Origin of the sequence: Paenibacillus sp. Root52 (genome assembly GCF_001426865.1) — a bacterium.
Taxonomy (GTDB): Bacteria; Bacillota; Bacilli; order Paenibacillales; family Paenibacillaceae; genus Paenibacillus.
Genome location: NZ_LMFO01000030.1, coordinates 184,765 through 208,605, shown reverse-complemented (window position 1 = coordinate 208,605; position 23,841 = coordinate 184,765). Strand labels below are relative to the sequence as shown.

Annotated in this window: 25 protein-coding genes; 7 read left to right on the top strand and 18 right to left on the bottom strand. The window is 44.5% G+C overall.

Features of this window, described 5'->3' with window-relative positions; all coding sequences use genetic code 11:
- Window positions 1-23: 23 nt before the first annotated feature.
- On the bottom strand, window positions 24-974 hold the full coding sequence (locus ASD24_RS24490) for a metallophosphoesterase family protein (protein ID WP_056701531.1): 951 nt from the start codon (window positions 972-974) through the stop codon (window positions 24-26).
- Between the two features lie 317 nt (window positions 975-1,291).
- Between ASD24_RS24490 and ASD24_RS24485 the strand changes: the two genes are divergently transcribed.
- Complete coding sequence (locus ASD24_RS24485) at window positions 1,292-1,654, top strand: iron-sulfur cluster biosynthesis family protein (RefSeq protein WP_056701528.1); 363 nt, start codon at window positions 1,292-1,294, stop codon at window positions 1,652-1,654.
- A 92-nt stretch (window positions 1,655-1,746) separates the two neighbouring features.
- On the opposite strand, the gene ASD24_RS24480 is transcribed toward ASD24_RS24485, so the two are convergent.
- Complete coding sequence (locus ASD24_RS24480) at window positions 1,747-3,819, bottom strand: methyl-accepting chemotaxis protein (protein ID WP_082560536.1); 2,073 nt, start codon at window positions 3,817-3,819, stop codon at window positions 1,747-1,749.
- 402 nt (window positions 3,820-4,221) lie between these two features.
- Between ASD24_RS24480 and ASD24_RS24475 the strand changes: the two genes are divergently transcribed.
- On the top strand, window positions 4,222-4,638 hold the full coding sequence (locus ASD24_RS24475; RefSeq protein ID WP_056701524.1) for a hypothetical protein: 417 nt from the start codon (window positions 4,222-4,224) through the stop codon (window positions 4,636-4,638).
- Window positions 4,639-4,888: 250 nt separating this feature from the next.
- On the opposite strand, the gene ASD24_RS24470 is transcribed toward ASD24_RS24475, so the two are convergent.
- From ASD24_RS24470 to ASD24_RS24445, 7 genes are all read right to left on the bottom strand, one after another.
- The gene (locus tag ASD24_RS24470; RefSeq protein ID WP_056701522.1) at window positions 4,889-5,194 is read right to left on the bottom strand and encodes a DUF3139 domain-containing protein; all 306 of its coding nucleotides are present in this window, start codon (window positions 5,192-5,194) and stop codon (window positions 4,889-4,891) included.
- A gap of 20 nt (window positions 5,195-5,214) precedes the next feature.
- Window positions 5,215-5,790, bottom strand: coding sequence for a hypothetical protein (locus ASD24_RS24465; RefSeq protein WP_056701520.1), 576 nt, complete (start codon window positions 5,788-5,790; stop codon window positions 5,215-5,217).
- A 164-nt stretch (window positions 5,791-5,954) separates the two neighbouring features.
- A complete protein-coding gene (locus ASD24_RS30430) occupies window positions 5,955-6,125 on the bottom strand; it encodes a hypothetical protein (RefSeq protein WP_156395536.1) in 171 nt (56 codons plus the stop codon).
- Window positions 6,122-6,433 (bottom strand): DUF2089 family protein, encoded by a 312-nt coding sequence (locus ASD24_RS24460; RefSeq protein WP_056701518.1) that lies wholly within the window; start codon window positions 6,431-6,433, stop codon window positions 6,122-6,124. Before ASD24_RS24460 ends, ASD24_RS30430 begins: the two co-directional genes overlap by 4 nt.
- A gap of 345 nt (window positions 6,434-6,778) precedes the next feature.
- Window positions 6,779-7,978: an MFS transporter gene (locus tag ASD24_RS24455; RefSeq protein WP_056701735.1), complete on the bottom strand. Its 1,200-nt coding sequence runs from the start codon at window positions 7,976-7,978 to the stop codon at window positions 6,779-6,781.
- Window positions 7,979-8,238: 260 nt separating this feature from the next.
- Window positions 8,239-9,276 carry an ROK family protein gene (locus tag ASD24_RS24450; protein ID WP_082560535.1) on the bottom strand — a complete coding sequence of 346 codons (1,038 nt, stop codon included), beginning with the start codon at window positions 9,274-9,276 and terminating at the stop codon, window positions 8,239-8,241.
- 211 nt (window positions 9,277-9,487) lie between these two features.
- On the bottom strand, window positions 9,488-9,757 hold the full coding sequence (locus tag ASD24_RS24445) for a hypothetical protein (protein ID WP_056701516.1): 270 nt from the start codon (window positions 9,755-9,757) through the stop codon (window positions 9,488-9,490).
- 214 nt (window positions 9,758-9,971) lie between these two features.
- Here ASD24_RS24445 and ASD24_RS24440 point away from each other — a divergent pair, with 214 nt between their 5' ends.
- Window positions 9,972-10,400, top strand: a complete 429-nt coding sequence (locus ASD24_RS24440) for a hypothetical protein (RefSeq protein ID WP_056701513.1) — start codon at window positions 9,972-9,974, stop codon at window positions 10,398-10,400.
- Window positions 10,401-10,547: 147 nt separating this feature from the next.
- Here ASD24_RS24440 and ASD24_RS24435 read toward each other — a convergent pair whose 3' ends face one another.
- Genes ASD24_RS24435 through ASD24_RS24425 form a run of 3 tightly spaced genes read right to left on the bottom strand, consistent with a single transcriptional unit; the run spans window position 10,548 to window position 13,169 of the window.
- Window positions 10,548-11,342: an ABC transporter permease gene (locus ASD24_RS24435; RefSeq protein ID WP_056701511.1), complete on the bottom strand. Its 795-nt coding sequence runs from the start codon at window positions 11,340-11,342 to the stop codon at window positions 10,548-10,550.
- A gap of 19 nt (window positions 11,343-11,361) precedes the next feature.
- Entirely contained in the window at window positions 11,362-12,150 is a 789-nt protein-coding gene (locus ASD24_RS24430) for an ABC transporter permease (RefSeq protein ID WP_056701509.1), read from the bottom strand.
- Window positions 12,151-12,152: 2 nt separating this feature from the next.
- Window positions 12,153-13,169 carry an ABC transporter ATP-binding protein gene (locus ASD24_RS24425; RefSeq protein ID WP_056701507.1) on the bottom strand — a complete coding sequence of 339 codons (1,017 nt, stop codon included), beginning with the start codon at window positions 13,167-13,169 and terminating at the stop codon, window positions 12,153-12,155.
- Between the two features lie 251 nt (window positions 13,170-13,420).
- Between ASD24_RS24425 and ASD24_RS24420 the strand changes: the two genes are divergently transcribed.
- Together ASD24_RS24420 and ASD24_RS24415 are read left to right on the top strand one after the other, a co-directional pair.
- Complete coding sequence (locus tag ASD24_RS24420; RefSeq protein ID WP_056701505.1) at window positions 13,421-14,032, top strand: TetR/AcrR family transcriptional regulator; 612 nt, start codon at window positions 13,421-13,423, stop codon at window positions 14,030-14,032.
- 190 nt (window positions 14,033-14,222) lie between these two features.
- Complete coding sequence (locus ASD24_RS24415; RefSeq protein ID WP_056701503.1) at window positions 14,223-15,551, top strand: amidohydrolase family protein; 1,329 nt, start codon at window positions 14,223-14,225, stop codon at window positions 15,549-15,551.
- 19 nt (window positions 15,552-15,570) lie between these two features.
- Here the strand turns inward: ASD24_RS24415 and ASD24_RS24410 are convergent, their stop codons facing one another.
- Window positions 15,571-16,170 carry a DUF4304 domain-containing protein gene (locus ASD24_RS24410; protein WP_056701502.1) on the bottom strand — a complete coding sequence of 200 codons (600 nt, stop codon included), beginning with the start codon at window positions 16,168-16,170 and terminating at the stop codon, window positions 15,571-15,573.
- A 170-nt stretch (window positions 16,171-16,340) separates the two neighbouring features.
- On the opposite strand from ASD24_RS24410, the gene ASD24_RS24405 reads away from it, so the two are divergent.
- The gene (locus ASD24_RS24405) at window positions 16,341-16,688 is read left to right on the top strand and encodes a hypothetical protein (protein ID WP_056701500.1); all 348 of its coding nucleotides are present in this window, start codon (window positions 16,341-16,343) and stop codon (window positions 16,686-16,688) included.
- A gap of 93 nt (window positions 16,689-16,781) precedes the next feature.
- Here ASD24_RS24405 and pstB read toward each other — a convergent pair whose 3' ends face one another.
- From pstB to ASD24_RS24380, 5 genes are all read right to left on the bottom strand, one after another.
- Entirely contained in the window at window positions 16,782-17,537 is a 756-nt protein-coding gene (gene pstB, locus ASD24_RS24400; protein WP_056701499.1) for a phosphate ABC transporter ATP-binding protein PstB, read from the bottom strand.
- A gap of 171 nt (window positions 17,538-17,708) precedes the next feature.
- Window positions 17,709-18,617 (bottom strand): phosphate ABC transporter permease PstA, encoded by a 909-nt coding sequence (pstA, locus tag ASD24_RS24395; RefSeq protein ID WP_056701497.1) that lies wholly within the window; start codon window positions 18,615-18,617, stop codon window positions 17,709-17,711.
- On the bottom strand, window positions 18,614-19,573 hold the full coding sequence (gene pstC, locus ASD24_RS24390; RefSeq protein WP_442952608.1) for a phosphate ABC transporter permease subunit PstC: 960 nt from the start codon (window positions 19,571-19,573) through the stop codon (window positions 18,614-18,616). Before pstC ends, pstA begins: the two co-directional genes overlap by 4 nt.
- Window positions 19,574-19,688: 115 nt before the next feature.
- On the bottom strand, window positions 19,689-20,552 hold the full coding sequence (locus ASD24_RS24385) for a phosphate ABC transporter substrate-binding protein (RefSeq protein ID WP_056701493.1): 864 nt from the start codon (window positions 20,550-20,552) through the stop codon (window positions 19,689-19,691).
- Window positions 20,553-20,610: 58 nt separating this feature from the next.
- Window positions 20,611-22,005, bottom strand: coding sequence for a stalk domain-containing protein (locus tag ASD24_RS24380; RefSeq protein WP_235540807.1), 1,395 nt, complete (start codon window positions 22,003-22,005; stop codon window positions 20,611-20,613).
- A gap of 678 nt (window positions 22,006-22,683) precedes the next feature.
- Between ASD24_RS24380 and ASD24_RS24375 the strand changes: the two genes are divergently transcribed.
- Complete coding sequence (locus tag ASD24_RS24375; protein WP_056701488.1) at window positions 22,684-23,718, top strand: alpha/beta hydrolase; 1,035 nt, start codon at window positions 22,684-22,686, stop codon at window positions 23,716-23,718.
- Window positions 23,719-23,841 lie beyond the last annotated feature (123 nt).

Below are 23,841 nucleotides of genomic sequence, written 5' to 3'. Positions count from 1 at the left end.
CCTGCCATGTCATGAGAATGCTTTTAACCCTTCTCAGTCTTTCCATCCTGCTCTCTTGTAAAAATAAACAGCTTACTGTCGGCATTCACAATCTGTGTGCCATTGATTAGCTGCACGAGCGAGGTCTGCCAGTGGGTATGCCCGCAGAACACGACCGTTTCCGATCCGGCTTCCAACGCCTGACGGATCAAAGCTTCACCCTTCAGCCCGAGCTCGGCAATGCCTGGGCTCTGGTGCAGTAAAAGGCAATCCGGCTGCTGCTTCAGCAGCTTGCTCAAGGATTGCAGGTATTGCTTCTCCGGCAGCCGGTTCGGCTTGTCCGGCCTGCCGATGATGCCGCCGAGGCCAGCAACGCGTAGCGGCTGACTGGCGGCAGAGGACGCGAGCCCATCCAAGGGCAGGCTCGCGTTAATCACGACAGGCGCATCCATGTAGTGGATAGCCGTGTCGCTGTGCAACCGATGGGCGCCTGCCTCATCGGTGAGATCATGGTTGCCGTCCACGCCGGCAACCCAGCCGAAGGCGTCCCTGAAGGCAAGCCAGACGGGAACCGGATTGCCGCTGGCTCCCCTTTTCCCGCGCCGGGCATATAGGTCACCACATAGCAAAACACCCACTCGATTCGGATCGATCTCAGGCATCTCCACTTCAAGTAGCAAGCGCACATAATCCGGTAACATCTCGCCTAGTAAACAATCCTCATCCATGTTCAATGTTCGTTCATCTTGAGATGATATATCTGGAGAAATATGAACGTCTGAATCCGCAGTGATCTTAGCATCCTCTCTGACGTAAGGCAGAGGCACAATCCCCTGCAAATCCGAGCTTACAATCAGCGCATCCATTCCTTTCGGAAGACCTGAGATAGTGCCAAGATAAATGGGCAGTTGTGCCGCTTGCACTTCTCCGCCTGGGACGGCATTTAGATAACCAAAGGTTTCAATCGGGTGCTCTTGCAGCGTAATAATTCTCAATGATGATACCTCCTTGCTCCTAACAATGACTTAACTATTTCCTGTTATTTCTGAACTACTCCTTAGTCTACTTCTTCAACTATATGTTGGGCTAGCTCATGAGTTGTCTCTCGGTTAAATCTTTACGTTATTTCTTAACTTAGTACCCGAGTCTTCCACGGTTACTTCTTGTATTGTTCATGATTCGCGTGATGAAGACAATACATATTTGTTTTTATCCGTTTCGTTCTCGATTTCATCTTCTATTTGCCAGTGATTCTCCATACATTATTAATGTAAGCGAATTCAATTGGTGATTAGAGGAGTGTGAACGTTGTATGATCATTCAGGTTAGCCCATTGGCAGAGTCACGACTTAGCGCAAAACTCAAGGATCAGCCGGGCTATTTCAAGCTGTTTTATGACACGGATGGATGTGGATGTGACGGTATTGCTGTACTCCTGATCGTTAATGAACCGGACAGCGATGACATCCCGATTGAATCCAGTACGCTCCCTTTTCTCATCAACAAGCAGCAGCAAATTTATTTTGAACCTAGCCTACGCCTGCAGTCGGAAAACAGCTTCCCCTGCTTTCGCCTATGCAGCGATTCCATGATCTATGGCAGCAATGTGAAGGTGTACGATCTTCGGGACACGGCAGAAGTAGCTCCGCAGCCAACTGCATGGTATGTACGATAAAAATATAGCATAAAAATACACAAAAACCCAAAAACCTCCATCCCTATCATACATGGGAATGGAGGTTTTTGTGTCATTGCGATTTAAGCATACTATTCCGTTTTAAACTTCGCTGATTCAGCAGCAAGTTGCTCCGTTAGACCATTAATCGTGTCCACCATCTCGGCAAGATGCCCTGTCATGCCAGACTGTTCCTGCATCGTCGCGGTCACTTCCTCCACAGAAGCGGATACTTCCTCACCTGAAGCGGACAAGTTCTGTGCCGCACCCAAGACGTCATCTTTATCTCGTTCAATGGATTCAATCTGGGAGGCAATGGCTTGGACCTGATCCATGAGATCATTCATATGCTCTGTGACGAAATTAAAGGTCTGCTTCGTCTGATTCACGCTATGCTTCTGTTGCTCCGTAATCGTCTCAATCGCTTGAACGCTGCGGTTATTTTGCTCCACATGCTCAATCGTCTGGGTCACAATGCGGCTAATATTCTCTGATTGGGAAGTGGTCTGCTCCGCAAGCTTGCGAATCTCGGATGCCACTACGGCGAAGCCGCGTCCATGCTCCCCTGCTCTCGCTGCTTCAATGGATGCATTGAGTGCTAACAGCTTCGTCTGCGTCGCAATCTCCGAGATAGTACCCGTGATCTGATGAATATCGGAAGAACTCTCCGCAAGCTGAAGGGTTGTCTGCGAAATATTGTGCACTTCAGCCTCATTCTGATCATTGACCATAATGAGTGCATCAATTACGGCATGGTTATTCTTGAAAGCATCTGTAATGCCATCCGCCTTCTGCTTCACTTCTTGTGACATTTCGTTCACACTCGCGATCTTGTCGCCTACGTTCATGAATTTATTAACAATCGCTTCGGTATCATTCGCCTGAGACTCCATAGCGCGCGAGATTTCCACGGCTGTTGTAGTTGTATCAGCAATCGATGCTGACGTCTGCTGTGTGGAACGGTCTAACTCAGTCGTGCTGGTATTCAGGACTCCAATGGAATGATTCATCCTGGAGATTAATTGTTTATTGCCTTGTGCCATAGCATTAAAGCTATCGACCAATTCCTTGAATTCACCGCTGTATTTTCCCTGTGCTTGAACGGTCAAGTCACCACCCGCAAGTTGTCTGAACAGGACAGTCAGACGGCTGATTGGCTTGGTTACCATGCGCGAGATCAAGATGCCCGATACGATCGAGACAGCAATTGCAGCAAAAAGAACGATATACATCTTGTTTGCCATCGCAGTTAATGGTTTCTTTACATCCTCGTAGCTATCCTCCACAATAATCGTCCAATCGGATCTTGGGATCTTGGAGTAAAATACGACTTTATCGTCAGTGCTGACCTCACCCTGTTGCAGTTGATCACTTGCAGGCAGATCAACCAACGACTGATATTCCCCATCTGCCATCTTCTGGCTAATCAATTTCTCATCTGCTGAATGGTAAATTATCGTTCCTACACGATCCAGAACAATGACTTTTCCAGCGTCATTAATTTTAATACTCTGCAGTTGATCTACAAAGAACGCAGTGGATACCACCGAAGTGAGTATGCCCAGCACTTGATTATTCTCATCATAGATTGGCATAGCGAAGACGTTGCCCAGTGTTCCTAACGACTTCGAGATTACCCCCTCACTGATGATGTTCTTGCCTTCCATGGCTTGTTGGAAATACAAACGATCTGCCCGATCCCCCTGAAGCGCTTCGGGATTGTTCGATGCTACCACGACCCCGCTACGATCCAGCAAGATTATGGTACTATTGCCCTCCATACCTGCCAGATTATCCGCCAGTATTCCATTCGCTTGATCTATCATTTCACTATTGTCCGCAAAAAAAGCTTCTGTATTTTGTCCTTCTTGATTTCGAATGTCTAACAAATCCCGAAAGATTCCGTGTGTGGTAATAAGAAATGTTGATTGTTCCTCCATACTTAATGTAGCAAATAACCCCTCCCCCACCCGATCAGAGGTTGCTCGAATCTCATCTTTACTTTTGTCCATTGTGATGCTTTCGGCCACCTTGTAACACAGCACAGCTGTAGCGGCCAGTACGATACATACCACCACACTGATCATCAGCGGCAGTTTTACTTTGAACGACATGTTGGCCATTCGCTCTCTCGCCTTAGCGATTAAATTCAATACATTCACCATCCATTTTAGGTCATTATTAAAGCCCACTTCATATGGGTTAATTCTATATCGGCAGATATAATATAAACCTACAGTAAGGAAAGCGTTTTAAATTTAAAATATTTTTCAGCTATCCTTTTTATCCAAAAATAGGGGGCTGGAATTGAAAAGAGGGCTAAGATTGGATATGAATATCTTTATTATTGAAGATGATCCTCTTCTCCTGATAAATTTTACATTTCGCAAGTAGGAGTATTTTGGCATTTGCATGCTTATGTAGTGCATTATGAATCTTCCACTGACCCATTCTAGGACATATGCCTCTATTGAATGATTGGAAAATATAGACTTTGGGTTAATACAAAATATGACATCCTCACCGTATAATTAGAGAACTACATATTGATTAGGGAGAGAACCGTATTGAATGCCAAAATGCCAACACTACTTAACATCATTCGAGCTTTATTAGGGGTGCAATCCATCTACATCATCATTTCGATGGTGGCTGTGCTTATGGAGCTGTTTCAGTATAGGGCTTCTTTCGCCGGATTCCCATTATTTGATCAAATCGCTTATTTTGCAAGTATCCTACTTCGTATCATACTCATCGTAGGCCCGCCCATCCTAACCATCTTGTATATTTCGAAGAGACGGTATAAGCTGACGATCACCTTCATGAGCATGACACTCTTCTTCGGATTAGTCTTCCTACAGAATTTCCTGGTTGTATTGCACTTCTTCATGTTACTTGTGCTACTGCTGCATCAACCGATTAAACGATATTTGAAGCAAGAGCAGGATGCCCGGCAATATGACCAGCGGAGTCTGAGATTGTAGATTAAGCGTGTGGTATTGTTTATCTTGTTCGTAGCTCTTATTCATCAGCTTAAAACCAGTTAAGATGAGTCATTAAAGAAATAAGAAAAAGCCTGACATTCAGTAGTCAGGCTTCTTTTTGTTGTTTTTTTGGGAGAGAGGCATGGATATTATTAAACCATTGAAGTTTACGCGCTTGGTCTCAGCTCCTCCGTGCATTCCGTTGGTTCGACTGATCGCCGTCATCACTACGCACTGGGAGCTTGTGCTGTCAGGGTTCAGGCGTCAGCTGTATCCACTGATCAGTTCGAAACACATAGATGTATTCTTGGGGAGTATCATTGAATTGCACCACAACAGGATACATCGGCATCTTGCTACGCCGTGCTTCAATACTTACAATACGCTTCTCATCCATGCCTTGTTCAACAATTAAATGGGTTCGTAGCCTTTCTTCCAGTTCACGCATGTCCTTCTGATATGAGTTGTACCACGTTACGGACGCCATAATTATAATGGCCACAACAATTAGACCACTCTTGAGTATTCTCGTAACTTCACCCCACTTCTTAGTCATTAGTACACCATTTTCAGATTTTAGTCTAAATAAGCTAAATGTTGTAATACATCTGTCTTAAGTGCTTGTAGCTGCGGATTGTTGGCTCTGGTCGCCTGCTCTTCTGTATCTCTATGATCTACATTGAACTTACCCTGCTCTAACGAACGCACCCAATAGCCTTGCCGTTTATCATCCCAAGACAGGAACAAGACATACCGCTGATCCGCGTACATGGGGGTATAGTGACCATAGTTATAACGAGTTACACCCGTATAAAGCCCTCTATTGCGCATGACATAAGTAGGCTCCAGAATATCAAGTTGGTCATGAAGCTTCTGCTGATTTGAATTCGCAAAGACTTGATTCACCGATACACGGGTCACTGTATGACCTCTTCCGCTCCTATCCTCAATCACATAAGTAGACTCATCCGTTGCGGTCACCTCAACGATGAGGTCAGTATGTTCCGCCAGTTCTTCATAGTCTGCAAAGATATGATGATCGCTGATACTTATACCTACCCTGTCTTCTATCGTCTGATCTGCAATAATGTAACTGATGCCTGCGATTAGAACGATGATCAACACGCCGAATACAAATGGTTTGTTTTTCATCTCATTCGCCCCCCTACCTTCAAACCGTATATATACTAGATGGTACTTACCTATGAAAAGTTACACTCACTTGTTCAAAACATCAAAAAGAAACCCATCTCTGAAGTCAGACATGGATTTCAACATGAAGTCGTTTATGATTATGCTAGGATGGGCTTTTGGCTTTACTTCAAATCTTCAATTTTCATTCGTTCCAACTCTTCTTGTTGTGGGCTCTTCTTCTTATTCACTTGGGCGTTATATTTAATAAAATATCTAATGACGAAAAATAATGCTAAAGCTCCCACCAACATAAGCAAGGGGACAATAATTATTGTTATTAAAGTAACCGTCATAATTCTCTCTCTCCTTTATCCTTCGAATTGTGGTATTCGTTGACAAGCAGCTTGGCTGTTTCAAAATCAATCTTATCGTTGATGGCCAGTCTTTTAACGAGAGAGATGAACGGATCCTGATCTTCTCTTTCCGTGATCTGGATCTTCTGAATTAATCGGTCGAGTCTGAGACGAACTGTCGGGTATGTAACTTGATAAATGGAGGCGATTTGCTTCAGCGATCCGGATTGAAGAATGAATTTTTTGATAAATGTAACATCCTCTTCATCGAGATTAATCATCCATTCAGGGACACTTTTGATCGTCATAAGGGTACCTCCTTAACACGTATTTATTTTAATATTATTATAATAAACTTTAACTTTGTTAAAATCAATGATTGTGTTCCCTTTAATATTATAAATGATTTTTAGTTAGATTTTGTGACTACTTCCTACTCTAATGACAGAATAAGCTTAGAATCGATAATTTTGAAAAAAACTCGCTGTAACTCCGAATGCCTTCTATTCCGTTACGTTACTACAAGAAATTTTCAAGGGCGGTCACATCACTCCCTTAATAAAAAAACACTGACGTTTATCTCCCTAAGGAGAAAAGTTCGTCAGTGTTTAAATAATGTTCATTTACCTATTAAGATGTCCTATCCCTGTTCATCAGATGAGTTCCTGTCTTCTTTTCAGATACACGTACAACACGATGCCAGACACCGCACAGATGACTGCACACAGTCCAATAAATCCATAGCCCGCCTGAAGTCCGCGCAGTAGGCCGAGCTGCGTTGTCGCACCGTACATTTGCTTCACGCCTTCAATGACCCAGCCGATCACATAGTTACCGATAACACTACCAACCCCCATTAAGGTAACGGTGAAAGTTATCGCGGTATCACTGCCATTCGGATAACGCTTGGCGATAAACGCCATAACGGTAGGATAGATCATCGCAATACCTGCGCCAGATACAGCAAACAGTACAGCCAGACGCTCTCCGCCCAAGATAGCCGCAAACGTACATATTGCCGAGAACGCCGAGAACACAATCAGGGACAAGACGAATCCGATCCGGTCTGTCAGTGGCCCAAGCAACAAACGTCCCAGTGAGAAAGCAAGGAAGAACGCAGATAATAATCCAGAAGCTTTTACCGTGTCCCATGTATAGGCCTTCTCCAGGAAGTTAACAAGCCATCCCCCAACCGCAAGTTCCGATACTACGCCAAAAGAAAGAATCATCACCATCAGCCAGATCGCTGGATCACGCGTTAATGTCTTGAGGGAAGTTCGATCTTCGTGAGCAAGATCATCTCCTGGAAACTTGCTACGCAGTGCCGCAATAATCGGCAATAGACAGAGCGACAGCATCACCAGATACATGCCGCGCCAATCCAGTTCGTGTCCAAACACCTTCAGTGACATCACTCCTGTTGCGAGCAACGGAGCAACTGTTGAACTCAATCCATAGAAGAAATGAGATAAGTTCATCATCGTACCTGTGTTTTTCACAAAAATCCGTGCACCCAGAATCGCTAGTGCGATTTCGAGCATCCCGTTACCGATGTACATGAAGAAATAGGATGAAGCAAAGAGCGGATATGTATGCGACATATAAATAAACACACCCGAGAGGATCATGGAGGCAAACGAAATAATGTTTACTGCCTTGATGCCCCATTTGCGAACCAGTATAGCCGTGAACGAACAGGCAATCAGATACCCTAGTGCGTTCAGGGACAACAACGTACCGAGCTGTTTCTCATCGAGATTGAAGTCGAATTGAATGCGCGGAATCGCTGGCCCCTTAATATTTTCCGATATACCAAATACGATAAAGCCCAGAAAGATCGTTGCCAGTTGCATGGCATATAGCTTGTTGAACTTTCTCTTGTTCCCTTGGGTATCTACTTGCTGACTCAAAATAAGTTCCTCCTGTAAGTTCAGAAAAAAATAATTACACTTCACCACTGCGATTGCAGTACCATCTTCCGATCACTGTTGTACCTAGATTTTGCTGATCCCCTTCTAAAGGGGAAAATCCGGTGATAAACGTGCTCTTCAGATTGCTCCTGCACTTTCCGCTGTCGTGTAAAAGCTTTGCCTAACTCATATAAAAGTAGTAACTACCACTGCTTCTCGATGACCTGAATGCGGTAGGTCAAGCTCTCCAGTGTCACAGCCACCAGTCCTGTAACATATGCATGACGAGTATCTTGCTGGATGATTAGCTCCGGCATGTGCTCCTGCGGAATCAAGTGATCCAGACAACCTTGTCTGAGGTCATCCAGCATCGCTGGATTCATCGTGTCTCCTGTGACCACAATCGTGGCAGGGTTGATGATTGCAATAATGGAAACTAACGTGCGAACCACCAGTTCCTTCACGCCTTCTGTTGTTTTCAACATTCTTAGCTGTTCTTCTCGGGACACACCAAAAGGCAGGAACGACACCTCACCCCCAAAATCTGTGTTCCCCGTCAGCGGACGACCGTCAATGATAAAACCTGCACCCGGAAAATGATTCTCTGGAAACGTCACGACCGCAAAATTCTTCTCTTCCTCAAATTGTTGCTGGTTATACAGCCCATACACCGTCAGATTCATGTCGTTGCCAATGACCACTTCTACATCCTCATATTGCTCCTTGAGTCTCTGCCCCAGCGGTTGGAACATTAGCTCCGGAACATCACAAAGACCAATCACGCCGTTATGTGCCACACCAGGTATACCAATACCAATCGCCTGTACGTTGTGATGCTGTTCGATCAGCTTGGCAATCAGATCCTCAACCACCGTCACATTGATCTCATCCAACATGAGCGTTTGCTCATCCGACCGCTCTCCATTCAGATTCGAATGCGTATGGGTAATTGAATGGATGCCACCCTCTGTTCGAATAATGAGGCACAGCACACTCGCATAATCTGCATTAAATTGATACCGACTTGCTGGTCTTCCCCCGCTTGATTCATCCGGACCCAGATCCACGATCTCACCGGTCTGAAGCAATTCATTCAGGATCGTGCCACATGTCGCCACGCTGAGTTTCGTTAAATTCGCGATGGAAGCCTTCGTGCCCACACCGATCGTTCTAAGCGTATTCTTCACGAGCTCAACGTTAATCCGCTTCACCTGTTGGGTGTTGTGTGATGTTGGTAACATCGTAAGATGCACGCCTCCCTTCCTTCATTTCACATGATTCTAAAATGTTCAAACTTTGTTTTTAAAGGTGTTTTAATAATTGACAGTGTAGGTTGATTGGTGAAGAAAGTCAATGCTTTATTTGGAAACGAAAACGGTTTTGTTGGAAAAGAAAAAGGACGGTACCGTATCACCCTAAGATGATCTATACTGCCCTCCATTATAATTGTGGCTATGTAGACTGGCTCATGTGGTTTGCCAAGATGCTTTTCTTCAGTCTGACTTGAAATAACTTTCGGTTCAGATCCTGCTCCATGTTGTGGAGATGGTATGCTGCCTGCTTAACTGTGTCCATGTGTAGCACTTTTGCACGCTTCGCAATGATGTCCATAGCATCTAGAATGAGCTTGTTACAGATGATCAGTTGATCAACGTAATCGTCTTCTAATTGGACGAGTTGAGCGTACTGTGAATTAAGATCCTCGCTGTTGGTACTTGTCATGTTACCACTCCTTTGTTTAAGGAGAGATTAACATTTTGAGAAGCGCAATGTGGTACGTAAAAACGTACCATTCCATCTTCCAGCGTTCACTATGAATTTAGATTTATTGGCTTTATAAGCATAGTTAGATATGTAAATAAATTTACATAAATGTTATTTTTATTAATGAGAAAACAAAAGCGGTTTTTAACTTTTACTTGAAGGAGGATAACGAATGACCAAGTTACGATTTACTATAATCATAAGCCTAATTACCCTTGTCTCAATATTACTCGTTGCCTGTAACGAAAAAGAAACAGTTTCTCTTGGTGATTTAATTAAGACGATGCAGGAATCAAGTCTAAATATTGAAGCCAATGAAGCTGATGTCACCTCAACGCATTATGCTTACGACCCAGACAGTAAGACATTGTATTTAGGTCTACAATTCGAAAATGACGAACTTCCTTCGGAGGAACAACAACAGACGATCTATGAAAAGTTCCTCTCCAAAGCTTCTGAGGTTACCACGACTGGTGACTGGAGAAAAGCTTTAGAGTCCTATAACGTGACATTTGAGCAACTACTGTCTAATAACGATAAAAAGACGCTTGCTCTAAAGAAATCCAACTCTGACATCATTGAATTCGTAGATACCAGATAACAAAAACAAGGAGCATTGCACAAGTGCTCCTTGTTCATTTCTTCTATAAGAACCAGCTATATATTTTTCAACTTACCGTTGACCCTAACTTCACAATGTCAAGTACAATCATCTTTTAACGCCAAACTCAACCCACACCCCACTCCACTACCCACCCGCACCTTGATACCTGTTCACACTCGACATCCATATCCGATAACCAAGGAAATAACAGAGCGGGCCTACGATCGGTACGATCCACATCGTCCATGATGATAGAAGTGCGGTCTCCTTGGTCAGCATAAATGCAGCCGGATAATAATTGATAAATGCAAAAGGAATGACAAACGTTAATAGCACTTGGATGAAGGTACCGAATACCGGAAGTGGGTACGATATAAACTCTTTGAATCTGAAAAATAACGTAAACAAAAAGTTAGTTTTCACCCACACGAAGGATACAGCCCCGATTACCGACATGAATCCCGCTTGAATCATGGCTCCGCCAATAATACAGAGGATCAGGTACACCACTTCTACCCAGGTGAAACTTAGATTCAACTTATACAGCGCCCACAGCAGCACAGACCCTGATATCGCCACATGCGCAAGGTAGCCCAGGTTAAATCCCCTACATACTAAGTAAAGATACGGATTCACGGGTTTAATCAGGATCGAATCAAACGTCCCATTCTTGACCTGACTCTCCAGTTCACGCATTTGTACAAATGAAAACGACGCGCCAAGTGCGTAAGTGAACAGCCCCAGACTATATAAGAGCGCAATTTCAGGCCAAGACCAGCCTGCCAATGTATCGAATTTACGTAGGAACAGCCAAATAATGATATAGTCGCCAGTATAGTTGATGATTTGTGCAATCACGGCAAGCAAGAAGTCCCCGCGATATTCCATTCGTTCTTTGGTTAACAAATATACTAATTTCCCGAACAATTTGAAAGTCATTTAGATCAGCCTCTCTACTTTATCCACCTTGTACAACCAGACGTTTGATCGCTCTATTCCATAACCAGCACACAAGGAGCGTAAGTCCGGCAATCCATGCCATACCAGTGAGAATCAACGTCGCTATCTCATGAAGTGGGATCGCTCCCAAATAAACCGCAGCAGGAAGATACCCTAGATATAAGAAGGGTAAAAGTTTGGTCACGGTCACCCACGAATCTGGAAAGAACCACAAGGGTAAAAAAGAACCCGAGAAGATGGTAATGAGGCCGCCCAACATCCAATTCAGAGCAAAGTGATTCATTAGCCAGAATGCCAGTAAGGATATGAGATACCCTAACAAGAAAGAGATCGCCAAGGCCAAGAGCAGCGCAATCAAGAATAATAACAAATGGGTCGCAGAAGCTGGCGGAAGAAAACCGAAAAACACCCATGCAATGAGTAATGAAGGAATGGATGTGAATAACAACTGGTACACCGAATTCCCCAGTCCTTCTGATAATAGGTGAAGCGGATAAGACATAGGTTTGATCAGTTCAGAAGCTATGGAGCCTGTTTTGAGACTGTTATCTACCTTGGAACTAATTCCAGTAAGAAGTAAGGCCGCCAGAAGTGTGTTGATAATGCTATATGTAATCATCTGCTCTACACCGATGCCTTCAATGGTTCCATTCCCTAATACGGCCTTCCATATTTCAGTCAGAATCAGAATAGCAACGAAATTACCTAACAATCTTAGCCATACTTCAGAACGATACGAAAGTTGATTGGAGAATGTTTTTACCCCGAACATAATGTACGTTTTCAACCTTAGGCTCTCCTCTCATGCGCATTCGCTCGATCTTCTTCCTCCAGCTTTTTATACAGCTTTCGAATGACTGAATCGATATCAACGCTTTCAATCGAGGCATCTTCAATGGCATGTTCACGTGCAATCTGATTCACGCAATCAAATACGGTTCTGTCGCTTTTTTCAAACAAATACGTTTTCCGTAATCCCTCGTTCTTTATTAATTGCATGCCCGGGATATCAATTGCTCCAGGCTCTTCCCGGAAATCAATGATTACCTGACGCTGATCACCAAGCGTTCTACGTAGTTGTTCCACAGATCCGTCGTACACCATATTGCCTTTGTTCACAACAATCATTCGGTGACAGATCTCCTCGATATCCTTCATGTCGTGCGTTGTCAGTACGATGGAGACTTTTTTCTCCTGATTAATCATTCTTAGAAATTCTCGAATCTGTTCTTTTGCCATAACATCCAGACCGATGGTTGGTTCGTCCAAGAATAATATTCTAGGATCATGTAATAGAGCCATTGCGATCTCCACGCGCATCCTTTGCCCCAAGCTTAATTGCCGGACTGGCTTCTCGATAAATGAGGATAACGATAGAAGTTCGGAATACATGGTGAGATTTCGGTGATACGTATCGTCTGATAGCTTATATATGTATTTATGAAGATCGAAGGAATCCCGAACGGGAAGATCCCACCACAACTGGCTTCGTTGTCCAAAGACAACACCAATATGCTGCGAGTTATGCTGTCTGTTCTCATGCGGGGTTGAGCCCAGCACGCTCAATTGTCCTGAGGTCGGAACCAATATACCCGTCATCATCTTGATCATCGTCGATTTCCCCGCACCGTTTGGCCCTAGATATCCTACTGCTTCTCCTTCCTCGATTGAAAATGAGATATTGCGTACAGCTACCTCTTCCGTATACTGCCTCGTGACTAAGCTTCTCAAGGAACCGATCAGTCCCGGGAATCGCTTGTATTGCCGATACACTTTAGTGATACCGCTTACATCAATAATGCTCATGAATCACACCTCGTCTGCTTCTTTAGGAGTCATGTAACAGAACTCAATTTATTACAATTTTCACCAATCAACTCTTTAGAAACATGTTAGCTTTTTGCTTATGAAATAAGTACCAACATTATTAGATTATTTTTCATATCATAATTAGATATATGTTCTCAATTGCCTATTGGGAGTTCCATTTGACAACCTCTCCAAAAAGGTCTACCCTAATAACGAATCATTCATTCACTATTAAGGAGTCGTTCCCGATGGTGCAAGCCAAGAAAGACGAAGTTAGGAAAGAGATTGAATACGCAGCGCTCAAAGTTTTCTTTGAGAAAGGCTATGTGGATGCCAAGATGAGTGATATTGCGAGTGAGATTAACATTTCCGTGGGCAATATCTATACCTATTTTAAGAATAAGAAGGATCTATTCTATGCGGTCGTGCCGCCAGATCTGGTAGATTATCTGAAGAAGGTGCTGGTGGAGACGATTCACTTTGATAACCAAACTGTGTTCGAAGAAACGGATAGCGAGCGTAAGTCTGCACTGTTGCAGGAACAAGTGGATGTGTTACGGAAGTATCGGAATCAGATCGTCATTATCTTTGAAAAAAATAAAGGCACCATCTACACCAACGCCAAGAATGAACTTGTTGAGCTAATGATCGAGACCAAGAAGGCTTATCTCAAAAATCAATATAAACGGTATGAGATTGGCACCGAAGAAAACTTAGTGTTGCTCGATATTCTCGCCCACAACGTGATCGACATGAACCTGGACTTGTTAAAACGCGAGATGAGTGAGGACAGCCGCAAACAGATATTTGAGGCATTGTATGTATACAGACTCTACGGGATGAAGAGCTTGAACGAATAACAGCCCCTGACCTGTCATCCCCTATCCATGGGTAGAAAACAAAACAATGCGTGCAGATTAGATCGATTTAACTTCATCTGGTTTGCACGTAAAAAATCCATATCAGAAGTCACCCTATTTTTTTGACTCAAAAATGAATTAATAATTCACTTTTAAACCAAACACCCTACTACCTAAGGAGGAACACAACATGAACACCGCTTATGCATTAAAAAACGTTAATCTAATTCACGGAGATGCGAACCGTAATCTGCAAAAAAATATGACCCTTCTCGTCAATGAGCAAGGACTAATTAAGGATATCGGTCAAGATCATGAGCTACATATCCCAAGCCACTACACTACAATGGATCTCTCAGGAAAATATGTGATGCCAGGGCTCATTAACGCACATGTGCACCTGTTTGCCGATGGGAAGCCGTTCAGTCTCTCGGTTAGTGAGGGTATGCTGCAGTTTGCCTATGATCGGATATTGAATACGACATTCGGTAGACGTATGTTGAAAAAACGAATGAAACGCAACGCGCTCACCGCACTTCATGCGGGGGTAACGACAATGCGCAGTGTGGGAGAATTCTTTTACACCGATGTTCAACTTCGGGATGAGATTAATAACGGTGAATTTGTAGGCCCTAACCTACTTGTCTCGGGGTTCTTCTTAAGTGTGACGGGCGGGCATGGTGCTCCTTACCTGGCACTGGTGGGCGACTCGCCTTGGGAGGCACGGAGAAATGTACGAATCAATGTGAAGCACGGCGTCGATCTGATCAAAATCTGCGTCACAGGTGGTGTGACAGATGCCAAGATGGTTGGGGAGGCTGGTCGCCTACAGATGACGGTCGAGGAAGTTGCAGCGATCTGCGATGAAGCACATAAGATTGGTATGCGGGTAGCAGCCCATGTGGAAAGCACGGAAGGTGTTCGAGTTGCGCTACAAGGTGGCGTCGATACGATTGAGCATGGTGCAGAGATGGACGACGAGATTATTCGTTTGTATCAAAATAACCCCAATGCCCTGCATGGTTACACCGCTCTGATTCCAACTTTGCAAGCCGGTTACCCCTCCGCTTCATTGGATACAAGTGTGACCAAGGTTAGTCAAACGGTAAAGGAGAATTCCAGATTGGTCTATGATTCTATGCTCCAAAGTATGAGACAAGCAATTGAGAACAATATCACGGTTGGGATCGGTACGGATGCCGCAATGCCTTTCGTGACTCATTATGATATGTGGAGAGAGATGGATCATTATATGAGACAGACCAACCTGAGCAACAAGCACGTCATTGACATGGTGACCCGTACAAATGCGAAAATCCTAGGCATTGACAAGGTCACAGGTACACTGGACATTGGCAAACAGGCTGATCTGATTGTGCTCGAACAGAGTCCGTTAGAGCAGATTGAAGCCTTGTCAGACATCTCGATGGTTATGGTCAAAGGTAATCTCATTGATAAACCATCCGTCACTAGAATTCCAGAAGTTGACGCTGTTCTAGATTCTGTTTGGGTAAATTAGTCCCCTCTCCAGATCGGTGTTACAGCTTCATTCCGTACTCGGCAAAAATAGCTGTAAATTTCTTATCAAATATCACCCAGCGCTTTTGGTCTCCATACTTGGTATGGAGCTGCTGGAAATAACGTCTGGCCTCTTCCGTATCGCCGGTTTGCAATAGAAAGCGGAAGGTTTCGTCGCTTAAATGTAGTGCTGTCTTAGCCATATAATACTCTACTATATCTCTGGCGCTTGTTAGGGTGTACAGGAATGTCATCGCTTCTTCTAAATGCGCCAACAGCTCTCTCTTTAATGACTCTGGGTCAATCTCGGCTGTTAGGACATATTCATCTGGAGCGGATGGAACCAATTCTCTAATCCGGCAGATAAAATGAGCTTTATTCTCCACAATGCTTGCCCCCGGCTGTCCGGATTGCAATTCGGCCAACTCAGTGGAATGGACACTTATATTGATATAGAAACCGACACGATGAACCGTATTGAACTTTACTTTTTGAATGTTGAACTTGTAAACCAATGCTCCATCCGTTTTTTGAAAGTTTAGATTCTGCTTGGAGTACCCCTGTTTGGTAAAATAGGGTTTGATATCATTTTTAATCATTTCCTGAAAAAGCTTTTGCATAAATAGTCCTCCCCAGATGAAATTAGTAATGATCAAGTTCTACTTACTCTGTCATAATACAACTATAGCAAGAAATGGATGAGTACGACAAACAGACTCTCTCGGCAACTCTGGTGATGTATCTATATTTTATAATGGATTCTAACTCTACTTAATGGAGGTCAATATACATGACAGTGAACAAAAAGCGCTGGGTCGTGGGCATCGTTGTTCTGCTTAGTTTATTCGTTGCAAGTGATCTGTTCCTATGGTCTTCCGGGAAGGTTGGCATATTCAACACGGCGAAGAGAGTTTTGTCAGGCGCATCTCAGGTCACGCTTAACGGGCAGACTTTATCCTATCAGGGAAAAGTTGATTACATAGATATAGATGCGATTGAGGAGTATGCCACCAGCGATGAAGGAATCCCTTTGTACAAAGCATTACACACTCCCCCATCACCGCCCTGGATTTATGTTAAGCATGAACATACAACCTTTTTTCGTTATAACATCCCGAAGGCTCCTTGGAAAATATGAAAAACAAAAAGTCTTTCAGAACCGATCTGAAAGACTTGCATCTGATATTTGATATAGCAGTCATATAATATAACTTGTAATGCATTTGCTTGATCAGCCGAATCGACCACTAATATAATCCTGTGTGCGCGAATCGACGGGACTTGCGAATAGATCTTGAGTTGCGCCATATTCCACGACCTCACCATTGAGGAAAAATACCGTCTGCTGGGATACCCGCGCCGCTTGCTGCATATTGTGGGTGACCATGACGATGGTGTAGCGTTCCTTCAACTCATGTGTCAGCTCCTCAATCTTGAAGGTTGAGACGGGATCAAGGGATGCTGTAGCCTCATCCATCAGCAAAATATCCGGCTCTACCGCCAGTGCGCGTGCAATGCAGAGACGTTGCTGTTGCCCTCCAGATAGACTTAATGCGGAACGCTTTAAGTTATCCTTCACTTCATCCCATAACACAGCCGCACGAAGGCTCTGTTCAACGATCTCATCTAGCTTTTTCTTGCCATGAATCCCATGTTGCTTCGGCCCAAAGGCTACATTCTCGTAGATGGATTTGGGGAAAGGATTGGGCTGCTGGAAGACCATTCCGATTTTTTGGCGAAGAGATTCCACATGCACTTCTCCATGATAGATGTCAGTTCCTCCTACAGCCACTTTCCCCTCAATGCGTGTGCCGGGAATGCGATCATTCATCCGATTGAGCGTACGTAGCAGCGTGGACTTCCCACATCCAGACGGCCCGATAAAGGCAGTAATGGCTCGTTCCGAGATGTCCATCGAGACCTCTTTAAGCGCTTGGAATGCACCATAATATAAATTCAGCTTATTAATTTCGATAATAGGTTGCACAAGGTGCCCTCCCAGTGGTGAAATGAATTACGTTCCTTATTCGCTTATGCGAAGGATAAACCAGATAAACGATATTGTCGTAATTTAACCTATCCATTTAGATTCAATATTGACGTAAGCATAAGCTCTTCTTCGCAAGTCGCCTCTCCAAATTAGACTAGGCATACAGCTTCAGACTTGAGTCTTGCGTGCATTAAACCACAGTGGTACACGGAACAGGATATTAATGAGCAAAGCTACGAAGATCAGTACAGTCGTCGTTTTCTGTGCAATCAGCTCGGCATCCGGTACAATCGCTTCAGATTGGATATACCACAAATGCACGGCGAGGGTTCCTCCCGGCGAGAACAGATTGAAATCCCACATCTCCCCTGAAGTGGACACACCTGCGGTCAAAATAATAACGGCACTCTCACCAAATGCCCGCCCTGCGGTGAGGCAAATCCCTGTCATAATCCCGTTCAGAGCAACAGGCAGCAACACACTGCGAATCGTCTGTAGATGTGTTGAGCCCAGTGCAAACGATGCATTGCGAAGTTCTACCGGAACCGCTCGAATCGATTCTTCGGTCACCCGTGTCAGCACCGGCAGATTCAAGAAAGCAAGGCTAATCGCTGCGCCCAAGATGGTTAGACCAATTTCAAAGAACTCCACAAATAAGGCAATCCCGAACAATCCAAAAATAATCGACGGAACAGAGGACAATCCCTCCACACAGATCCGTACAAACTCAATGAGTTTATTGTTCGGGGCGAATTCCGCCAGATAGATTCCGGCTGCCATGCCGATTGGAATAGAGACGAGCAGCGAGATGATCAGCACATAGAACGAATTAAATAGTGCCGGCCCGATCCCACCACCTTCTTCAATCTCACTTGGTAAACCATATAAGAAGTCCCAGCTCAGCTCTGGAAGCCCTTTTTCCATTAGAAGAAATAGCAGTCCAATGATAAATAGAATCACAACGATACCTATGCCCCAGACCATGCTCGTAAACAGCCGATCCATCAGCACGGAAGCTCTTCTGCGTTTACTGAATAAATAAGGGGAACCCGCGCTTACCTCTTTTCTCATACTCATGAGCCTTGTACCCCTTTTCTCTGGAACATTCTTACGGCAACAATCATCAATATGGAGATCGCGAGCAAAATAAAGCCCATCATGTACAGACCCCGATTCCAGGTCGAATCGAACTCTACACTTGAAATTTGCATAACGATATTACTCGTCAACACGGATGTTGGTGTAAACAGACTGTTTGGAAGCTGCGCTGTATTGCCGATAACCATCACCACAGCCATCGTTTCCCCGATAGCACGTGTCATTCCGAGAATGACCGCATAGGTAATTCCACCTCTTGCCGCAGGTAAGACAACACGGGTTATCGTCTGAAAACGGTTGGTGCCTAGGGCATACGCCGCATCTCTATATTTATTCGGCACGGCTGATATGGCGTCATCACTAATCCGACTAATCGTAGGCAGAATCATAATGGTCAACACGATGGAGGCTGCGAGCAGACCGTCGGCGAGATCGTTGCCACTTATCTCCCTAAGCCATGGGATGAGGATCGTCAGTCCGAGGAAACCATATACGACCGAAGGAATACCCACCAGCAGATCCAGCACAGGACGTAACACTTGTCGAAGCCATTTCGGTGTCATTTCCGCCAGAAACACTGCAACGATGACGGAGATCGGAATGGCAAACAGCATGGTGAGCCCTGTCAGAGCCAGCGTGCCCAGAATGAAGGTTAACGCACCGTAGTGCTCATTCTCGGGATCCCAGTTCGTGGAGAAGAAGAATTCCTTCAATGAAACATCGGCAAATGTGAGTATACCCGTCCGAAGCATGAGAACCAGAATAGATAACAAAATCAGACATACCAATAGTGCACTGCTAATACAAATCACGCGAAATAGTTTGTTAGACCACCTTAGACGTGCCTTCCGGTCAAAGCGTGTTCCCGAGCCGGGAGCCTTACCCACACCCGAGCCAAGCTCATTTGGCGCGGAGCTGTTGGCAGGTGCATTCATATCCATCATGACGAACTCTTCCTTTCACATAGAGAAGCCAGCTTGGCGACCATGCGCGGAAGCTGGCTATCCCTTGCCTTATGAAATGTGGAATAAACGAACGGCTACATATAAGTTATTTAACAGCTGCGAGTGGAATGAACTTCAGCTTTTTCAGGGAACCATTCTGGAACTTGCTGCTTTGAATATACTCGATGAACGCTTTGGTAGCCCCTGTTGGCTGACCTTTCGTCATGTAATATCCAATGCCCCATACTTTGTACGTTTTGTTCAGAACGTTTTTCTCTGTTGGTGCTACACCGTTGATGGAGACAGCCTTCATTTTGCTCGTTACATACGGAAGGTCGATATAACCGATCGCATTAGGTGTCGTTTCAATCGTTGTTTTCATGTCACCGCTGGAGCCAACTTCTTTGTAGTTGTCCCCTTTGCTCATGAAGTCCTTACCATCCAGTGCTTTTTGTTGGAAGTTAACTCGTGTACCTGATCCGAATTTACGGTTAACTACAACAATGTTTGCATCCGAACCGCCTACCTCTTTCCAGTTCGTAATTTTGCCAGAGAAGATATCTTGTAATTGTTTGGTTGTCAGATTGCTTACACCGACATTCGTATTCACAACCGCCGTGAACACTGTTACAGCTACCGGATTCGCTACCAAGCCATCAAATTTCTTGAAGCCAGGTACGTCCTTGGAAGCATCCCAGTCTACCGCGCCAATATCAGCAATGCCTTTACGAACGGATTGAGGGCCTGTAATAGAACCCGCTGCGGAAGCAGAGATTTTGACCTTTGGGTTATCTTTCTTGAATTCACTAGCCGCTTGAAGGGTAAGTGGCAGCAAAGCCGAGGAACCATTAATTACGATTTTGCCTTTCTCCGTGCTTTTGGCAGCTGATGCCGTCGTAGCGCCACCAAGTCCACCAATTAGCGTTACAGCCATAAGCATTGCTGTGAAGGGTTTGATCCATTTTTTCATGGGAAAATAAGCTCCTCTCAATTTAACAAGCATGGTTAATATTTGATTTTTTCAATCCTTACTTCGTTACGGCTCTCCAGCCCTGTCCCGAACTCACCAACACCTGACCATTCTCAACTACGGCAATCTGGGATCCAACAACCGCAATGGAGGATACGTTCGAGGATACCGTGAATAGCTTCGTCTGGTTGCCTGTGATCGTATCGATGGAATAAATCACGCTGTTGTTGTCATCTTGAGCGGCAAGCACAACCAATTTTCCGTTCGACAGAATCACTTGCTCTACGTCATAATCCGCATACACAAAGCTCACCTTCTGGGATGAATCAACAGACATCAGTGTTGCCTTACCCTCTGTAGACGGTACGCTAACGTAATAAGCCTTCTGTCCATCTGCAGACCATACAAACAGCTTGTCATCGGTTGTAGTGGTGAGTTTCACCGCTTCAGGTTTTGAATCACCGATGTTATACGAATAAATCTGCTGTTGATCAGACGAGAAATCGATCGATACATTATCTTCGTCAACATTCGTTGAATCCGAAGTCACTTTGCTAAGTGACGTTACTGTATAGACAAATTTCTTGCCATCCGCGGAAACGTTCAAATTCTCTTTATAATCCACCTTGTCCTCCACCAGTTTGGTAATGGCTCCATCAGCAAGTTTCAGCTTGGCAATGACCGATCCTTTCTCCCCTTGCAAAAAGTAAATCGCACTACCATCTGCTGCCCACACCAGGTCGGACTTGATGCTGTTATCACTCGTAATTAATTTTGAATTTTGTGTGTTAAGGTCAATGGTGTAGACGGCTCCTTCGGCGTTGGTATAGACCGCTCTGTCACCGTTCGGGGAGATAACGAGGTCTGATCCGCCGTCTGTCGTGAACAACAGTTCATATTTACCGTTCGTTGCATTCACGAGATAGTCCGATCTGCCCTTGTCGTCATTTTTGGATACAATCAGCTTATCCGTTCCAGCGAAACGTGGACTCTCGGCTTCTGCCAACAATGGAATCGTGCTAATCTCAAGTACGCCGGCTCTCTTCACAAGTGTACCGCCAACTCCAGCAATGAGCGGACGAAGTGCAACGTAGCTCGTTCCCCCAATAAGGGCAACCGGTTGGGTCAGATTCGTAGTAGTACCGTCAACTACGAATTGCTTGGAATTCTGCTCAAGCTGCACAGTATGTTCATTTAACTTGATGGTTGTGGTTCCGTTATGTACCTCGGTCTGTGCACCGATGGCTTTCGTTACATCACGAAGCGATACTAACGTCTCACCGTTCTTAACGATCGAACGAATCGTGATGGTGCTACCGTTTATCGTAAACGTGGAATGTTGGATCTGAGCTGCATTGGAGACAGGTTTCACGGCAGGAGCAGCCGAGACCGCACTTACTACAGAAGTGCCTAACGCTGTGGCTACCATGGACACTACTAACGCCTTTTTCATTACCATTGGCTATGTTCACCCTTCTTTTCCCATATAATATGCCTTGTTTGTCGTGTCCTGCTGTTCATGTTCTGCGTATTGCTCGGATCTGCATTTTGCATCATTTGTTGTGAGAATCACTTATTGAATCGATGCAAAATGTTGCTTAACCCCTGCTGGCTCATCCCCCCATACTCCCACGTTTCTACTCAAAATTACCTTGTACGATTGCTATTATAGGAGCGATTTGTAAAAAGGAAATCTGTGGATTGTGCATGAATTGTAAATAATTTCATATCACCCTAAAGAGCGCGTAGAACGTGATCGTTGACTCGCTACGAACCCTAAATATGACTCAACGTGATAAGTAAAATTGTCGCTTTTGCTCATATCGCTGACATACTTCATTAAGCTCTGTTATGTGAACGTAAACTCGTAAATTCAATTAACGAAACTCTTGATTTTCGGTCGACATCAACGGCTTAATCGACATTTGTATTTCCTCAAATATGGCTCCAGACCGCTCCTTCGCAACACCTAACCACAGTAGAATCCGACAAAATTCCACCTAAGACTCAAGACGGACTATAATCTCACGCCAGCGTACGATTTGAAATGATCACCGATCGAGTAACATTAGGTATACGTTCATGAGCAACTAGCACATCGATAAATTCGAAGTAGAAAGGTACATACCCTATGAAAAAGGTGAAACAAACCATGTTGTTATGCTTGATTATTACAGTGATGGCACTAAGTATTGCCGTTCTATATTTTCCAACATGGACAGCCTCAATAGAAGGTTCTAACAGTGTCCATGTACTAGAACAAGTGAACATCAATGGCACAGATCATGAGATCATGATCCGGGGTCAGGATCTGAGTAATCCGGTTATTCTGTATATACACGGTGGACCTGGTGCATCTGAGATTCCTTACGCCAAGAAAGTTCAAGATCTATTGGAAACGAGATTTACAATTGTCAACTATGATCAGAGAGCAAGCGGCAAATCCTATCATTTTTTCGAAGACTATACCAATCTTTCTGCTAACTTGTTAGTGCAAGATGCACTAGCCATCACGGATTACATCACTACACGTCTTGGGAAAGAGAAAGTGATCTTAATGGGGCATTCCTACGGCACGTACATCGGCACCCTTGCTGCACAGCAAGCACCGGACAAATACGAAGCCTACATTGGAGTTGGACAAATGGCGGATATCCAGCAGAGCGAGACGGACGGATGGAATGAGATGATGGAGCAAGCTCGGCTGGCTGGTAATGATGAGGACGTACACCAGTTGGAGCAGATATATGGTGCCATTGCACAAGGGCAAGCCTTTGTACCGCGCGATATCGTGAAGCGATATGGTGGTGCTTTAAGGTTGATAGACAGCCCTGAAGCCAGCTTCTTCGGAATGACGTTCAGCAGTGAATATACGATGCTTGATGCCATCCGCTACAATAAAGGGATTATATTTTCACAAGAGGTGCTGATCGGTGAGGCTATGCATCATCCTTTGCCTTCCATGATTACGAAGCTGGATCTACCCTTTTATTTCATAATGGGGGATTACGACTATATGACCTCTTCCCATGCAGCTAAGTTGTTCTTCGACAACATTGAAGCAGAACACAAGGAATTTATCTCTTACAAGCAGTCAGCTCATTATCCCCACTATGAAGAAAAGCAGAAGTTCTTCAATTGGATGGTAGATACCTTTATCCATTAGACATGCAGTATAGCACCCAGCTCCATTTGCAAGCGCCAGAACTCGAAAAAGCTCTGCAAGTCATTGAACGACTCGCAGAGCGATCTAGCATTGAATATGAATGAGCAGGCTGGCTCCGATGGT

Excerpts from the sequence above, each read along its gene's own strand:
- ASD24_RS24445 (WP_056701516.1), bottom strand. The coding sequence starts at position 9,757 with ATGACAAGTACCAACAGCGAGGATCTTAATTCACAGTACGCTCAACTC.
- ASD24_RS24405 (WP_056701500.1), top strand. The coding sequence starts at position 16,341 with ATGACAGTGAACAAAAAGCGCTGGGTCGTGGGCATCGTTGTTCTGCTT.
- ASD24_RS24440 (WP_056701513.1), top strand. The coding sequence starts at position 9,972 with ATGACCAAGTTACGATTTACTATAATCATAAGCCTAATTACCCTTGTC.
- ASD24_RS24420 (WP_056701505.1), top strand. The coding sequence starts at position 13,421 with ATGGTGCAAGCCAAGAAAGACGAAGTTAGGAAAGAGATTGAATACGCA.
- ASD24_RS24480 (WP_082560536.1), bottom strand. The coding sequence starts at position 3,819 with ATGGTGAATGTATTGAATTTAATCGCTAAGGCGAGAGAGCGAATGGCC.
- pstC (WP_442952608.1), bottom strand. The coding sequence starts at position 19,573 with ATGAATGCACCTGCCAACAGCTCCGCGCCAAATGAGCTTGGCTCGGGT.
- ASD24_RS24470 (WP_056701522.1), bottom strand. The coding sequence starts at position 5,194 with ATGACTAAGAAGTGGGGTGAAGTTACGAGAATACTCAAGAGTGGTCTA.
- ASD24_RS24425 (WP_056701507.1), bottom strand. The coding sequence starts at position 13,169 with ATGAGCATTATTGATGTAAGCGGTATCACTAAAGTGTATCGGCAATAC.
- ASD24_RS24460 (WP_056701518.1), bottom strand. The coding sequence starts at position 6,433 with ATGACGATCAAAAGTGTCCCTGAATGGATGATTAATCTCGATGAAGAG.
- ASD24_RS24375 (WP_056701488.1), top strand. The coding sequence starts at position 22,684 with ATGAAAAAGGTGAAACAAACCATGTTGTTATGCTTGATTATTACAGTG.
- ASD24_RS24410 (WP_056701502.1), bottom strand. The coding sequence starts at position 16,170 with ATGCAAAAGCTTTTTCAGGAAATGATTAAAAATGATATCAAACCCTAT.
- ASD24_RS24455 (WP_056701735.1), bottom strand. The coding sequence starts at position 7,978 with ATGCAACTGGCAACGATCTTTCTGGGCTTTATCGTATTTGGTATATCG.
- ASD24_RS24380 (WP_235540807.1), bottom strand. The coding sequence starts at position 22,005 with ATGAAAAAGGCGTTAGTAGTGTCCATGGTAGCCACAGCGTTAGGCACT.
- pstA (WP_056701497.1), bottom strand. The coding sequence starts at position 18,617 with ATGAGTATGAGAAAAGAGGTAAGCGCGGGTTCCCCTTATTTATTCAGT.
- ASD24_RS24465 (WP_056701520.1), bottom strand. The coding sequence starts at position 5,790 with ATGAAAAACAAACCATTTGTATTCGGCGTGTTGATCATCGTTCTAATC.
- ASD24_RS24415 (WP_056701503.1), top strand. The coding sequence starts at position 14,223 with ATGAACACCGCTTATGCATTAAAAAACGTTAATCTAATTCACGGAGAT.
- ASD24_RS24385 (WP_056701493.1), bottom strand. The coding sequence starts at position 20,552 with ATGAAAAAATGGATCAAACCCTTCACAGCAATGCTTATGGCTGTAACG.
- ASD24_RS24450 (WP_082560535.1), bottom strand. The coding sequence starts at position 9,276 with ATGTTACCAACATCACACAACACCCAACAGGTGAAGCGGATTAACGTT.
- ASD24_RS24485 (WP_056701528.1), top strand. The coding sequence starts at position 1,292 with ATGATCATTCAGGTTAGCCCATTGGCAGAGTCACGACTTAGCGCAAAA.
- ASD24_RS30430 (WP_156395536.1), bottom strand. The coding sequence starts at position 6,125 with ATGACGGTTACTTTAATAACAATAATTATTGTCCCCTTGCTTATGTTG.
- ASD24_RS24435 (WP_056701511.1), bottom strand. The coding sequence starts at position 11,342 with ATGACTTTCAAATTGTTCGGGAAATTAGTATATTTGTTAACCAAAGAA.